At 76.1% G+C, this 14,274-nt stretch carries 10 protein-coding genes; 3 read left to right on the top strand and 7 right to left on the bottom strand.

Annotated features, from left to right (window positions below):
- Positions 1-129 precede the first annotated feature (129 nt).
- Entirely contained in the window at positions 130-1,353 is a 1,224-nt protein-coding gene (locus ACFVTF_RS15135; RefSeq protein WP_387813738.1) for a lanthionine synthetase LanC family protein, read from the top strand.
- 25 nt (positions 1,354-1,378) lie between these two features.
- Here the strand turns inward: ACFVTF_RS15135 and ACFVTF_RS15130 are convergent, their stop codons facing one another.
- Genes ACFVTF_RS15130 through ACFVTF_RS15120 form a run of 3 tightly spaced genes read right to left on the bottom strand, consistent with a single transcriptional unit; the run spans position 1,379 to position 4,278 of the window.
- Positions 1,379-2,035: a LuxR C-terminal-related transcriptional regulator gene (locus tag ACFVTF_RS15130; RefSeq protein WP_371519959.1), complete on the bottom strand. Its 657-nt coding sequence runs from the start codon at positions 2,033-2,035 to the stop codon at positions 1,379-1,381.
- Complete coding sequence (locus ACFVTF_RS15125) at positions 2,020-3,330, bottom strand: sensor domain-containing protein (protein ID WP_387813735.1); 1,311 nt, start codon at positions 3,328-3,330, stop codon at positions 2,020-2,022. The genes ACFVTF_RS15130 and ACFVTF_RS15125 overlap by 16 nt, the downstream gene beginning before the upstream one ends.
- Positions 3,331-3,339: 9 nt before the next feature.
- On the bottom strand, positions 3,340-4,278 hold the full coding sequence (locus ACFVTF_RS15120) for a DMT family transporter (RefSeq protein ID WP_387813733.1): 939 nt from the start codon (positions 4,276-4,278) through the stop codon (positions 3,340-3,342).
- Positions 4,279-4,478: 200 nt separating this feature from the next.
- Here ACFVTF_RS15120 and ACFVTF_RS15115 point away from each other — a divergent pair, with 200 nt between their 5' ends.
- Positions 4,479-5,450, top strand: a complete 972-nt coding sequence (locus tag ACFVTF_RS15115; RefSeq protein WP_387813731.1) for a LysR family transcriptional regulator — start codon at positions 4,479-4,481, stop codon at positions 5,448-5,450.
- A gap of 208 nt (positions 5,451-5,658) precedes the next feature.
- A complete protein-coding gene (locus ACFVTF_RS15110; RefSeq protein ID WP_387813729.1) occupies positions 5,659-6,963 on the top strand; it encodes a carbohydrate-binding protein in 1,305 nt (434 codons plus the stop codon).
- A gap of 94 nt (positions 6,964-7,057) precedes the next feature.
- On the opposite strand, the gene ACFVTF_RS15105 is transcribed toward ACFVTF_RS15110, so the two are convergent.
- From ACFVTF_RS15105 to ACFVTF_RS15090, 4 genes are all read right to left on the bottom strand, one after another.
- Entirely contained in the window at positions 7,058-9,970 is a 2,913-nt protein-coding gene (locus tag ACFVTF_RS15105) for a hypothetical protein (protein WP_387813727.1), read from the bottom strand.
- A complete protein-coding gene (locus tag ACFVTF_RS15100) occupies positions 9,970-11,856 on the bottom strand; it encodes an HSP90 family protein (RefSeq protein WP_387813725.1) in 1,887 nt (628 codons plus the stop codon). Before ACFVTF_RS15100 ends, ACFVTF_RS15105 begins: the two co-directional genes overlap by 1 nt.
- Positions 11,857-11,911: 55 nt before the next feature.
- The gene (locus ACFVTF_RS15095) at positions 11,912-12,940 is read right to left on the bottom strand and encodes a hypothetical protein (protein WP_387813723.1); all 1,029 of its coding nucleotides are present in this window, start codon (positions 12,938-12,940) and stop codon (positions 11,912-11,914) included.
- 342 nt (positions 12,941-13,282) lie between these two features.
- The gene (locus tag ACFVTF_RS15090) at positions 13,283-13,786 is read right to left on the bottom strand and encodes a hypothetical protein (RefSeq protein WP_387813721.1); all 504 of its coding nucleotides are present in this window, start codon (positions 13,784-13,786) and stop codon (positions 13,283-13,285) included.
- Positions 13,787-14,274 lie beyond the last annotated feature (488 nt).

The following is a 14,274-nucleotide window of genomic DNA, read 5'->3' as shown; positions in this document are numbered from 1 at the left end:
CAGGCCGTCCGAGGGCACGCCCTCGGACGGCCACCCGGACAGCGGCCCCTGACGGCCGCCACCACCGGCGCTCCGCCCGGCCCCTCCAGGCCGGGCGGAGTGCCGACCCGTCGTTCCCGAGGAGCCACCGTGCCGCAGCACACCGAGAACGCCGAGAACACCGACACCGCCGGCACCGCCGTCACCGGACTCGCCGCCCGGCTCCTCGACGTCTGGTCCGCCCGGCCGCGCGAGAGCCCGGCGGTCGCCGAGCACCCCTCCGATCCGGGCGTCCCCGTCCTGGCCGCCCTGCTGCACGCCGCCGGAGGGCCGGAGGCCGAACGGTCCGCGGCCCGCGCCGTGGCGGTGTGGGCCCGCACCGCCGGCCAGGGGCCGGGCCACTGCGGGCTGTACGACGGCGGGCTGGCCGGAACGCTGGCGGGCCTGCGGCTGGGGGCCCTGGTCCACCCGGACCTGCACCGGGCCGCCGACCGGCTCCGCGACCACCTGGTCCGCACCGCGCCGGCCCTCGACTGGCGCTGCGAGCAGGTCGCCTTCCCGGACTACGACCTCATCGTCGGCCCCTCCGGCACCCTGCTCGCCCTGAGCACGGGCACCCGCCCGACACCGGCCCAACTCGGCCCGTACGCCGAGCACCTGGCCCGGTTGTGCGACGCCGACGAGCTGCCCCGGCTGCGGACGGGGCAGTACGCCGGCCACCCGTACCTCGGCTGGCTCGACGGCCGGATCAACACCGGCACGGGCCACGGCGCCGCGGGAGTCGTCGTCGCACTCACCGCAGCCGTACGCCACCTCGGACCGCACCCCGACCTGACCCCCGCCCTGCGCCGCGCGACCGGGTGGCTGAGGCGGCAGTCCTTCGACGACGCCCGCTCCATCCGCACCTGGGACGGCGCCGGGCTCGACGGCCCGCCGCCCGCCGGAGCGCGCGCCCGCCAGGCCTGGTGCTACGGCACCCCCGGAGTGTCCTGGGCGCTGTGGGACGCGGCCGACGCGACGGGCGACCGGGAGGCGGCCGCCTGGGCCGCAGCGGCCTTCGGCACGCTCGCCGAACGGTACGACGAGCGGTTCCACCTCTTCGGCGACCGCCCGAGCGACCTGCTGGCCCTGTGCCACGGCGCCTCGGGCGTGCTGGCCGTGGCCGACGCCTTCGCCCACCACGCCGGCCTGCCCGCCGCGGCCGCGCTGAAGGCCCGTCTGCTCGCCCATCTGAGGGCCCGCCTGCCCGAGGTGGAGGCCCTGGGCGCGGAGGGGATGGGCCTGCTCGGGGGCGCGGCCGGCCCGCTGTGCGCCCTGCTCACCGCGGGCCACGGCGCCTCACGGGCCTGGCTGCCCTGTCTCGGTCTGCGCTGACTCCCCGCCCGGTGCAGAGCGCGCCCTACGCCTCCCGGAGGTGGGCCAGGACGGCGAGGACGCGGCGGTTGCCTTCGGTGGGGTCGAGGTCGAGCTTCATGAAGATGTTGCCGCAGTGCTTGACCACCGAGGCCTCGGTGATGGTGAGCCGGGTGGCGATGGCCTGGTTGTTGAGGCCCTCGGCCATGAGGGCGAGGACTTCGCGTTCGCGGGGGGTCAGGCGGGCGAGGGGGCGGTCGGCGGACTGCTGGCGCAGCAGGACGCGGACCACGTCGGGGTCGATGACGGTCTCGCCGGCGACGACCCGGCGCAGGGCGTCGAGGAAGTCGGCGACGTCGCCGACGCGGTCCTTCAGGAGGTAGCCGAGGCCGGCGGGTTGGGCGCCGGCGGCGGCGAGCAGACGGGTCGCGTACGGGGTGGCGACGTACTGGGAGAGCACCAGGACGGGCAGGCCCGGGTGGCGTTCGCGCAGGTCGAGGGCGGCGCGCAGGCCCTCGTCGGAGAAGTCGGGCGGCATCCGGACGTCGGTGACGACGGCGTCGGGCCGTTCGGTGTCGACGGCGGCGGCGAGGGCACGGGCGTCGCCGACGGCGGCGGTCACCCGGTGGCCGCCGAGGGTGAGGAGTTCGACGAGTCCGGCGCGCAGCAGGACGGCGTCCTCGGCGATCACGATCCGGAGCACGGGACCTCCAGCCGCAGCGTGGTCGGGCCGCCCGTCGGGCTGGTCACCATGAGCCGTCCTTTCAGGAGTGCCACCCGGTCGGCGAGTCCGCGCAGTCCGGCCCCGGCGGCCGGGTCCGCCCCGCCACGGCCGTCGTCGGTCACCTGGAGCACCAGCCGGCCGTCGGCGACGCGCCCGCTGACGGTGATGCCGGCGGCGCCGCTGTGCTTGGCGGCGTTGGTGAGCGCTTCGGTGACGGTGAAGTAGGCGGTGGTCTCGACGGGGGCGGGCAGCCGGCCGGGGAGGTCGAAGTCGGACCGGACCGGGATGGGGTGGCGCAGCGCGACCTCGGCGACGGCGGCGGCGAGGCCGTGGTCGGTGAGCACCTGGGGGTGGATGCCGCGGACCAGGCCGCGCAGCTGTTCCAGGGCCTGCCGGGCTTCGCCGCGGGCCCGGGCGACCAGGGCGGTGGCCCGGTCGCCGGACTCGGCGCTGCCGTCGCGCAGCGCGTGGTCGGCGAGGCCGAGGGTCATGCTGAGGGCGACGAGCTGCTGTTGGGCGCCGTCGTGCAGGTCGCGTTCGATGCGGCGGCGTTCGGCTTCGAAGGCGTCGGCGAGCCGGGCCCGGGAGCGGGTGAGTTCGAGGACCTGTCGGCCGGTGTCCTCCTCGCGGGGCCCGAGCAGGAGACGGGCGAGGGCCACCTGGGCGGCGGTCAGCAGGGCCCCGGCGTAGGCGCAGAGGAGGAGTCCGGCGAGCCCGGCGGCGCTGAACGGCAGGGCGGCGAGCGGCCCGGGCACCGCCCGGCCGGGAATGATCATGACGGTCTCGGGAGCCAGCGCCCAGACGATCACCGGGGAGGCGACCAGGGCGCCGGAGAACAGCAGCGCGGCGCCGAAGCCGAGCGCGGCGGCGGCGAGGGCCGTGGCGGTGAGCGCGGTGTGGGCCAGTTCGCGCCAGGTGGCGCGCTCGCGCAGGCGGGTCCGCAGCCGGGCACGGCGGCCGGCGCCGGGCAGCGGGCGGTGCGGGTCGGGCAGCGGTACCGGCTCGACCAGCCGCAGCCGTCGGCGTTCGAGGGCGGCGACGGGGATGCCCGCGAGGGCCAGGGCGAGGAGGACCAGCAGTCCGACCCCGACCACGGACAGGCCCAGACCGAGCACCAGCAGCACCGTCAGGGCGGCCAGCAGCAGCGGGCCGAGCAGCGCGCCGCCGAGCAGGTAGGCCCAGCAGCGCGGCACCCACGGGGTGACGGGGAAGCGCAGCGGGTGGGCCCGCAGCGCGGCCCAGACGGCCGTCGGCTGCTGCTCCTCCTCGTTCACCCGATCACTCTAACGAACCCTCTGACCAGGCCTCGGGGCGTCGGGCGCGGAGGCGGCGGAGCCGACCGGGCGGGGTGCGGGCCGGGGGCGGGTCAGGGCGACGGCGGCGATCACCAGGACGCCCCCGGCCAGGGCGTTCCAGCCGACGGGCTCGGCGAGGAAGGCCGCGCCGAGGGCCGTGGACCACAGCGGCATGACGTAGGTGACGGCGGAGGCCACCGCGGTGCCGGCCGTGCGGACCAGCCCGAGGTTGAGCAGGTACGCGAGGCCGGTGCCGACCGCGCCCAGCACCAGCAGGGCGCCGGCCGCGCCCGCCCCCGGCCAGTGCGGGGCGCCCGCGGCGAACGGCGCGATGACGGCCAGCTCGGCGGTGGCGCAGGCGATCTGGACGGCCGAGAGGGTGACCACCGACTCCGGCCGGCCGGAGAGGAAGCGGCGCAGGTAGGTGAAGCCCGCGCCGTAGCAGCAGGCGGCGGCCAGGCAGGCGAGGCCGCCGGCGGCCTCGCCGGAGCCGATGCCGCGCCAGACCCCGAGCACGGTGAGCACGCCGACGAAGCCGAGGGCGAGTCCGGAGAGCCGGCGGGCGCCGGGGCGACGCTCCTCGGCGACGACGAGGACGGCGAACAGCAGGGTGAACAGCGGGGTGGTCGCGTTCATCACCCCGGCGAGGACGGAGCTGACCCGGGTCTCGCCGAACGAGAACAGCGTGAACGGCACGGTGTTGAGGAGCACCGCGACCACGGCGGAGTGCCCCCAGAGCGCTCGGTCGCGGGGGACGCGCTCGCGGCGCAGCACGAGGATCGCCCACAGCGTGACCGCCCCGAGGGCGCAGCGCCACAGCGCCACCCACAGCGGCGGCACCCCCGCCTCCACCGCCACCTTGATCAGAGCGAAGCTCGCGCCCCAGATCGCCGACAGCGCCACGAAGCCCGGCAACCAGCGCCGCACCCGGACCACCTCCATCTTCGTCCCGTTGGTCCTGTTGGTTCCGTGTCGGGTTCCGTCCAGGGTCCAGTCTCGGGTCCCGCTTCGGGTCCCGCCCGGAGTCCCGCCCGGAGTCCCGCCTCGGGTCCCGTCTGGACAGAGGGTGGCCCGGCGGCAGAGCATGAGTCCAACAAGTGGCAGTGCCGGATGGATGAGGAAGTCTCATGGCCTCGGAGGTCAACCTGGCCCAGCTGAGGGCCCTGGTCGCGGTCGCCGACACCGGCGGGTTCGGCGCGGCCGCCGACGAGCTGGGCATCAGCCAGTCCGCCGTCTCGCACGCCGTCGCCGCGCTGGAGCGGACCCTCGGCGCGCCCGTCCTGCTGCGCGGCACCCCGGCCCGGCCCACCCCCCTGGGCGAGCAGATCCTCCCGCACGCCCGCACCGCCGTCGCCTCCGCCGCCGCCGTGCGCGCCATCGCCACCCGGCACTCCGGCGGCCCCGTCGGGACCGTGCGGCTCGCCGCGCCCACCACCGTCTGCCAGGCGCTGCTGCCCGGGCTGCTCCGGGACTGGAAGGCCGCCTACCCGCAGGTCACCGTCCGGGTCTTCGAGGGCGAGGACGACGAGCTCGCCACCTGGCTGGAGGCGGGCACCGTCGACGCCGCCGTCCTGGTCGACCCCGGGCCGCTCCCGCCCGGGGCGGTCGCGCTCGGGGCCGACTCCATGCACGCGTTGCTGCGCCGCGACCACCCGCTCGCCGGGCAGGAGGCCATCCACGTCGCCGACCTGGAGGACGACGACTTCCTGCTCTCCGAGGGCGGCTGCGAACGCCACATCCGCGAGGCCTTCCGCCGGGCCGGCACCCGCTTCTCCCCCCGGCACCGCATCCGCGACCTCAACACGCTCATCGGCATGGTGCACGCGGGCGTCGGGGTCTCGGTGATGCCCGCGCTGGCGCTGACCATGCTCCCGGTCGACTGCGTGCTCGTCCCGATCCGGCCGGCCGTCCACCGCACGCTCACGCTCACCGGGCCGACCAGCCGGCCGTGGTCGCCGGCGGTCGGCGGGCTGCTGGCGGCGGTGGGCGCCGCGCAGGGAGCCGGTAGCGCCGCACACGGAGCGGTGGGCGCCGCGCAGGGAGCCGGTGACGCCGGGCAGGGAACGAGGGCCGGGGTCCGCGTGGCGGCGCGCGCCTGACGGGAAGTCCGTTCGGCACCCGGTCCACCGCCGGCGCCGTGCCCCGGCTTGACCATTTCGGGGTTGACCGCCCTTCCTCGACAGGTCTATACCAGTGACAGCCTTCGGCAACTACCCCCTGCCGGAGGCCCGTTCGGTCTGCGCGCCACCCCCACCTCCGGCGTGAGCAGCCCCTCCCCCACTGCCGTCCCGCCTGGAAAGGCCCTCGATGGAACGCGTTCTTCCCCCACACCCCGCCCCTCGGACCTCGCGCCGCCGCCCGCGCCGGGTCGCCGCCGCCGTGGCCGGGGTGCTCGGCCTGGTCGCCGGCGGCGTCGCCGCGCTCGCGAACACCGGCTCCGCCGCCGCCGACACCACGACCGGCCTCGGCAGCAACTGGTACGCCTCGGCGCCCTACCTGATGCCCGAGGACAACAGCCCGCCGGACGCCGCGGCGGTGATGGACGCCACCGGACAGAAGGCCTTCCAGCTGGCGTTCATCCTGGCCCAGGGCAGCAGTTGTACGCCGTCCTGGGGCGGCACCTCCTCGATCGACACCGACACCACCATGCCCGGCGTCATCCAGACGATCCGCGGCAAGGGCGGGGACGTCTCGGTGTCGGTCGGCGGGTACGGCGGCACCAAGCTCGGCCAGGTCTGCGGCACGCCGGAGGCGACCGCCGCCGGGTACCAGAAGGTGATCACCAAGTACCAGTTGAAGGCGATCGACTTCGACCTGGAGGAGCCGGAGTACGAGAACACCGCGGCGATCCACAACGAGATCGGCGCCGCCCGGATCCTCCAGCAGAACAACCCCGGCCTCTACATCTCGATCACCACCGCCGGGACCAACGCGGGGACGGGCTGGTTCGGCACGCAGATGCTGAACGAGGCCAAGTCGCAGGGCTTCACGCCGAACAACTACTCGATCATGCCGTTCGACGGCGGGTTCAACGGCGCGGCCGCGCAGACCGACGCGCTGGTGAAGTTCAACCAGATCCTCCAGACCACCTTCGGCTGGTCCGAGGCGACGGCCTACGCCCACGAGGGCGTGTCGATGATGAACGGCCGCACCGATGCCGCCGAGTACTTCCGGCAGGCGGACTTCCAGGCCGTGCTGGACTTCGCCACCGCGCACAACCTGGCCCGGTACACCTACTGGTCGGTCAACCGGGACCGGCAGTGCACGGGCCCGGTGGACCCGGGGCTGTCCGGCTCCTGCTCCAGCGTGGCGCAGAACGACTGGGACTTCACCAAGTACACCGTGAAGTTCGCCGGGGCGACGCCCCCCACCACGCCGCCCACCACCCCGCCGACCACGCCTCCGACGACCCCGCCCACCACGCCGCCGACGACTCCCCCGACCACCCCCGGGGCCTGCACCGACCCGGCGTGGAGCGCGAACACCACGTACACCAGCGGCAGCAAGGTCTCGTACGGCGGCCACAAGTACCACGCCAAGTGGTGGACGCTGAACGAGGTGCCGAGCGCCAGCGGCCAGTGGGGCGTCTGGGGCGACGACGGCCCCTGCTGACACGGGCCGACAGGCTGACGGGCCGACGGGCCGACGCCAGGGGCCCGGGGATCTGCGCACCCCGGGCCCCTGGCAGGTCAGTTCGCGGCCGTGGTCAGTTCGCGGCCGTGAACCGCTCCCGCAGGTCGGCCAGCACCTGCGCCGCCTCCGGGAGCCCGGCGGCCTCGCAGCGGGCGATGCCCGCGGTCAGCCTGGCGACGGCCGCCCCGGTGCGGCCGAGGTCGGCGCCCTCGATCAGCGCGGCCAGCCGGACGGCCTCGGCCCGGGACGTCCCGGCCCGCTCGTCGCCGCCCTCGTAGACCGCGATCGCCCGCTCGACCTCGGCCAGCGCCTCCTCGTGGCGCTCGGCCATGGCCAGGCAGCGCGCCCGCTCGTAGTGCGAACCGCCGCGCAGGTACCAGGGGTTGTGCTCCTGACCGGCCTGCCCGGCGTGCTCCCCGACGGCGTCCGCCTCGGCCAGCCGGGCCAGCGCCGACGCCAGCCCCTCCGGACCCTCGGCGTGCATCGTCAGCCGGGCGAACTCGCGCAGCGTCGCGGCCAGTTGGTCGACCTGGGGGGCCTGGGCATGGGCCGCGAGGGCGCGGTCGAGGGCGGCCTTCGCGGCCTCCCAGCGGTCCGCCCGGGCCAGCGCCAGCGCCGCCTCGCAGGCGACCATGGTGTGGGTGTCCTGCTCCTCCCAGCCGGCGACGACGTCGGCCAGCCGCAGGTACTCCTCGGCGGCGTCCCGGTGCTCGTCCAGTTCGGTGAGGCCCCGGGCGAGGTCCAGCCGGGCCTGCGCGAGCATCCGTACGTCCAGCTCCGACGCGGCGGCGTCCAGCAGCACCGACTCCAGCACCGCGACGGCGTCGGCCGTACGGTCGGCGGCGCGCAGCACGTCGGCCAGCTGGAGGCGGGCCCGGGCGGCGTCCTCGGCCCCCTCCCGGCCCTTGCGGTCGAAGCGCGCGGCCGCCTCGGTGAGCGCCCGGACCGCGCCGCCGCGGTCGTCGGCCCCCATGGCCGCGTGGCCGAGCATCAGGTAGGTGGGCGCGTACGGGTAGGAGTCGTCGCCCCAGCGGGCGGCCTCGGCGAGCGCCCGGTGGAACACCTCGACGGCCTCGGCGGACTCGCCGCCCTGCAGCAGCACCTGGCCCAGCAGGCCGAGCACCCGCGGGGTGTGCCAGGGCAGTTCGGCCGCGTCCAACTCACCGAGCACCTCGCGCAGTTCGGCGCCGGCCTCGGCCAGCCGGCCCTGCCGGGCGGCCGCGTCGGCCAGGTACTGGCGGGAGGTGGCGGCGCGGCGGGCGGAGCCCAGCTCCACGGCGGTGCGGTGGTAGCCGCCGGCCGCCGCCTCGAAGCGCTCGACGGCCTCGGCGGGCGGCTCGGGCAACGCCTCGACCAGGTCGTGGTGCGCGGCGTAGGCCCGGACCTGCCACACGATCAGGTGGTCGTCGTCGGCCATCGCGCCGGCGGCCCGCAGCTCCTCGGCCCGGCGCAGCGCCTCGTCCAGCGCCGACCAGTCGGCCACCGCGCCCTCGACGTCGCCGAGTTCCACGATCAACGCACGGGCCCGGACCATCAGGGCCTGGCCGGGCAGCCCGGCCTGCTCGAATAGCTCGGCGGCGGCCAGCAGCCCGGCCCGGCCGGCGGCGTGCTCGTCCCGCTCCAGCGCCTGGTGGGCCCGCTGCTCGGCGAGTTCGGCGCGCAGCCGCTCGGGGCTGCCGACCGCGGTGCCCTCGGGGTGGGCGAAGCCGTCGGCGGCGGCGCGTTCGGCGATCCGCCGCCAGAGCCGGTCGGCGTCCGGGTGGCCGACGAGCTCCAGCTCGCGGGCCCGGACCACCAGGGCGGTGAAGTCCTCCGGCTCCGGCTCGACGGCCCGGCGCGGTGCGGGCGCGAGGGCCGGGGCGGCGGCCAGCTCGGGCGCGGCGGCGGCGCGCACGCCGAGGGCCAGCGGCTCGGCCAGCAGCGGCTCGCGGGCCAGCCGGGCGCGCCGGTCGGCGCCGACCGCGTCGGTGCCGTTGCGGGCGTCGAAGCGGGCGGCGAGCGCGTCGGCCTCGGCGCGCACGTGGGCGAGCAGGGTGTCCGCCGTCCAGGAGGTGCCGGGCGGGCCGCTGACGGCGAGCCCGCCGTGGCCGCCCCGGGCCAGGACGGCGAGCAGCACCTCGACGCCGGTGAGGAAGGACAGCAGCGCGGACGGCTCGCCGGCCACCGCGAACAGGTCGCGGTTCTCGGCGAGCAGTTCCAGGCCGCGCGGCTCGTTGCCGGACAGCGCGCAGAACTCGACGTGCCGGCCGACGGCGTGCGCCATCGAGGCCTTGCCGCGCGCGGCGCGGTAGCCGGTCAGGTGGCTGGAGCGGGCCTCGTCCAGCCGGCCCCGGCGCAGCAGCGGGAGCAGGGCGGCGGCCTGGCTGAGGGCGGGCTCCTGCTCGCAGCTGCTCCGGCCGTCGAGGACCGGCTGCAGGACGTCCAGCGCCCGGGCGTCGTCGCCGGCGTCCACGAAGTGCTCGGCGCGCGCCCGGGTCTCGCAGGCGTGGCAGTCGCTCAGTTCGGAGCGCGGGCGGGCCGTCCACAGCTCGTAGGCGTCCTGGCGGCCGCTGCCGGTCTGCGCGGCCAGGTGGTAGCGCTGGGCGTAGTAGGGCTGGAGGTCGAAGCCGGCCGCCCGGTAGCGGTCGCGCAGTTCGGTGTGCCAGCGCCGCAGGGCCGGCAGCGGCACGTCCGGGTTGCCCAGGAGCGCGCCGGCCACCCACTTGAAGCGCCAGAACACCTGCTGGCGGGCCCACTCGCCGAAGCCGTCCGGGTCGGCGTCCCACAGCTTGAGGAGGCGGGCGAAGACGACCGGGCTCTTGCTGCGCTCGCCGTCGTACTCGTACGCCTCCATCAGCTCCAGCAGGGCCATCGAGCGCGCCCCGGTGTCGTCGAACTGCTCGGCGGCGTCGACGAGTTCCTCGGCCGCGACGGTCCGCTGGCGGCCGTACGGGCGGGCGTCGTTCTCGCGCAGCGCGGCCATCACCGCATCGGGGGTGTCCAGCATCAGGCCTCCTTCGGGTCGGTGCGGTCCGGGCCGGCCGACTCGTGGCCGAGCATGGCGTGGTCGAGCAGGCTGATGAAGGAGCGGTTGAGCAGGGCGCTCTCGCTGGCCTTGAGCGGGCGGCGGGTCATCAGCACGGCCTGCCCGTACAGCGCCTCGACGGCGGTGACGGCCAGCTCGCGGTCGGTGACCGTCGCGGCGCGGCGCACCAGCGGGTTGAGGTGGTTGAGCACCAGCTGGGCGCGGGGCGCCTCGGCGCGCAGCGAGCCCAGGATGTCCGCCCACAGGCCGTCGGCCTCCTCGGCGAGCTGGGCGCGGCTGCGCTCGTGCCGGGCCTCCCGGTTGTCCAGCAGCAGGGCGGGCGCGTTGGTCGGGTGGAAGCTGCGCAGGGCGACGTCGCAGTCGAAGCGGCCGACCACCTCGCGGGCGACGGCGAGGAAGGCGTTCGCGGCGAGCTCGGCGGCCGGGTCGACGGTGTCCAGGTGCGCGGTGACGGTGCCCGGGTCGAGGTCGGAGACCGAGACGCCGGGGCGGATCTCGGGCAGCCGGTGCACCAGGTCGCGGTCGTAGGTGTAGCCGCCGTTGACCACGCCGAGGCCGGCGGCGCCGGCGATCGGGGCGACCTGGCGGAACTCCTCGACGGTGCGGGTCACCAGCACCACCGGGTGGCTGCGGGTGAACTCGTCCAGGGTGACGTTGCCGTCGGTGGTCTCGAACGGCAGCCACGGCAGCATCATCCGCAGCAACTCGTCGTCGTAACGGGCGAGTTCCTTGACGGCCAGGTGGTGCACGGACAGGAAGCGGTGCAGCAGCGCCGGATCGCTCGCGGACAGGCCGGTCAGCCAGTCGCGGATCCGGACGCCCAGCGCGTCGCGGACGGCGGCCAGCGTCTCGTCCGCGTACAGGCCCTCGCGGGAGGCGGTCGGGCGCAGGCCGTCGGTGTCCACCACGCAGCGGACGAAGAACGCCCAGTCCGGCAGCAGTTCGGCGGCCTGGTCGGACAGCAGCATGCCCTTGAGGTGCACCCGGTGGCCCGAACGGCGGGACGGCGGGGCCGCGTCCGGCAGCACGTAGGCGACGCCGCGCAGGCCGACCAGCGGCAGGTCCAGATCGATGGTGTCGAGCGGGGTGAAGTCGAAGGCGGCGCGGCAGTACTCGGTCAGCGCGTCGCGGCGGGCCAGCGGCGAGCCGTGCCGCTCGGCCCACGGCGGGGTGCGGTTCACCCGGTGCTCGGTGCCGTTCGCGTCCACCACCGTGACGTCGTGGCGCAGCAGGCTGCCGAAGTCCCGGGCCAGCGCGAGGACACGGCCCGACCGCGTCCACTCGGCGGCGTCGGCGCGCGGGACCAGCGTCACGGTGGTGCCCGGCTCCGGCTTGGCCGCGGCGGGCAGGGTGCGGATCGTGTAACGGCCGTCGGAGCCGCCGCGCCACTCGATCACCGGCGCGTCCGGGGTGGCGGCGGAGCGGGTCACCACGGTGATCTCGTCGGCGACCACGAAGCAGGCCAGCAGGCCGATGCCGAACTGGCCGATGAAGTCGCCGCGGGCCCGGGCCAGCCCGGCGCCGTCCAGCCGGCCGTCGGCGTCGCGCTTCGAACTGCGGCCGATGGTGGCGAGGAAGGTGTGGACGTCCGCCTCGGTCAGGCCGACGCCGGTGTCGGTGACGCTCAGCTCGTCGTCGGCGCGCACGACGATCCGGGCCGGCGCCTGCGGGTCGAGGGCGCGGCGGGCGGAGATCGCGTCCACCGCGTTCTGCAGCAGCTCGCGCAGGTACACCCGCGGGCTGGAGTAGAGGTGGTGGGAGAGCAGGTCCACCAGGCCGCGCAGGTCCACCTGGAAGGTGTGCGCGCTCGCCGCGTTGTCGGGCGTCGGGTTCTCGGATGGGGACACCGGGGGCTCTTTCGATCGCGGGGCGGGTGACGGAGGTTCTGGGCGGGCCGGGGCGTCAGTACGCGCAGCGGTCCCGGTGGGAGGCGAACGCCTTGAGCGGATCACCGGACAGGAAGTGCCAGGGCGACTCGGTGACGGCGCCGTCCAGGGCCTCGAACAGCAGGCGCGCGGTCTTGCGCTGGCCGGCCAGCGAGAAGGCCATCGCGAAGGCGTTGAAGGAACCCTGCCAGCCGCGGACCGGCGTGAAGTCCGGGTGCAGCACGGAACGGAAGGCCGCCTCCTGCAAGTCGGCCACCACCTCCGCACTGGCCAGGTAGGCGCGGTCCTCGCCGTCCGGGAGGTCCAGCCAGCGCTCCAGGTGCGCCAGCACGACCAGCTCGCCGAGCTGGCTGCCCTCCGGCGCCGCGAGCATCGAGGCGCGGGCGAAGGCGTGCATCTCCTCGTGCGAGCCGCCCCACTTGGCGCACAGCTGCTGGAGGCGCTGGCGGTGCGAGGCCGGATGCCCGGGAGCACGGCGCACGGCGGCCTCGAAGCGGCAGGTCGCGACCTCCGCCGGGAGCGAGGCGCCGCGGGCGCTGATCTGCAGGAAGTACCAGGGGGCGAGCCAGGACGGCTCGCGCTCGGCGACCTCCAGCAGTTGCTCCTCGGCGGCGTCCAGCCGCTCGTGGAACACCTTCCACTGCTGCTCGGACACGTGCTTCGCCCGGGCGCCGGTGCGGGCCTCCCAGGCCCAGGTGACGTGCCGGGCGCCGGACAGCAGCAGCGCCATCGTGTCCTCGGGCCGGTCGGCGAGGGCCCGGGCCGTCCACTCCTCGACCCGGGGCACGTCGGCGATCGCACCGACCCGCCCGGTCAGGTCGGCGCCGTCCCCGACGGCGGCCAGCGCGGGGCCCAGGGCCACCCAGTCACCGGCGGCGGCCTGGGCGAGCATCAGGCGCAGCGACTCGTCCCCGAGCGCCGGATCCAGCCGCGGCGCCGCAACGGCCACCACGGGCGCGGACCCGACGGCCCGTCGCACCCTCCCGCGCCAGCCCGCCCCGCCCTGCGCGGCCTCCTCGCCGGAGCGGCGTCGGAACAGCGGCATGTGTGGCCCCCTCGAACATCATCGGCATCTTTCGCATGGCCGCACGACGGCCACCCCAGATGAGTAGATATCACGGCCGACCGACATCCGTTTGCCCAGCCCAGGGGCGGTCCCGGTCCGGCACGCGCGGGGACCGCCCCACGGCCCGCCGACCGGGGCGGACGGCCGGTACCGAAGGCTGAGGTGAGGACACGTCGAACGGGGTGCGGGCACGTCGAGGGCGGCGGCGCCGTCCGCTCCGACGCAGTCCGATCCGGCACCGTCCGGTCCGATGCCGAGCGCAAACGGCCCCGGCGCCTCCTCGGCCCGGGGCTTCGCTTCGCTCCGCGTACGCGGCGGCCGTCAGGCCAGTCCGAGCCCGGCGTCCGGGGTCCTGCCCGCCTGGGCCTGCTCGATCCGCTTGACCAGCATCGCCCCGAACCGCCGGGCGGCAGCCACGTCGGCCGGCCCGCCCTCGGTGGTCACGCTGGCGACGACGGTGCCCGAGCGCAGCACGATGCCGATGCCCTCGCTCTCGCCCAGCTGGCCCTGGAAGGCCTGGCTCTCGCTGCCCAGCACCGGGGAGTCGACCTTGCGGAACGGCCCGGCCCCGTAGGAGGCGTAGGACTCCTTGAGCTTGCCCTTGGCGGCGTCGCGGTTCGGCAGCGTCTCGACGATGAAGCGGGCGACCACGTCCCCCGAGGAGAACCGGACGGAGCCGCTGAGCGGCTTGCCGGTGCACGGCACCGACGCGGTGCAGGTGGTGGCGTGGTCGATGGTGTCGACCTTGCGCTTCTCCTCCTCCCAGCCCGCCATCGCCTTCGCGTCCGGCAGCACCTGCCCGACGAGCTTGTCGTCCAGCAGCACCGCGTCCAGGTCCGCCCCGGGCGTCGCCGCACCGGCCGGCGGAGCGGACGCCCCGGCCCCACCGCCTCCGGCCGCCGACGCCGAGGCCGCACCCGCCCCCGTCGCGGCAGCGGGCGCGGACGCCGGCGCCGAAGCCGACGCCGGGACCGAAGCCCCTGCACCGCTCTCACCGCCCGCCGGACCCGACGCGCTCGCCACCGCACTCGCCGTCCCCGCCGCGCCCTTGGCCGCGTCCGAGCCCGCGGCGGAACTCCCCGCAGAACCCGCCGAGCACCCGGCCAGCACTCCCACCAACGCCCCGGCCGCCACTGCGGCAGCCACCCTCCGACCAGCCATCCCCATCCCCATCGCCCACTCCCTCCCGATGTCCGTGACCCATCAAGATAGCCGCCGCCCCCGGCCCACCCGCGTCCGGGTGCACCCGGGTCGATCGAGGGCGGAGCGGGGGCGGGAACGGCGGCGGGGCGGCGACCGTACTGGTCGCCGCC

This window comes from Kitasatospora sp. NPDC057940, assembly GCF_042887425.1.
GTDB lineage: Bacteria > Actinomycetota > Actinomycetes > Streptomycetales > Streptomycetaceae > Kitasatospora.
The sequence above is the reverse complement of the archived record's forward strand: the minus strand, read 5'-3'. Positions and strand labels throughout refer to the sequence as shown.

Excerpts from the sequence above, each read along its gene's own strand:
- ACFVTF_RS15115 (WP_387813731.1), top strand. The coding sequence starts at position 4,479 with ATGGCCTCGGAGGTCAACCTGGCCCAGCTGAGGGCCCTGGTCGCGGTC.
- ACFVTF_RS15110 (WP_387813729.1), top strand. The coding sequence starts at position 5,659 with ATGGAACGCGTTCTTCCCCCACACCCCGCCCCTCGGACCTCGCGCCGC.
- ACFVTF_RS15105 (WP_387813727.1), bottom strand. The coding sequence starts at position 9,970 with ATGCTGGACACCCCCGATGCGGTGATGGCCGCGCTGCGCGAGAACGAC.
- ACFVTF_RS15095 (WP_387813723.1), bottom strand. The coding sequence starts at position 12,940 with ATGCCGCTGTTCCGACGCCGCTCCGGCGAGGAGGCCGCGCAGGGCGGG.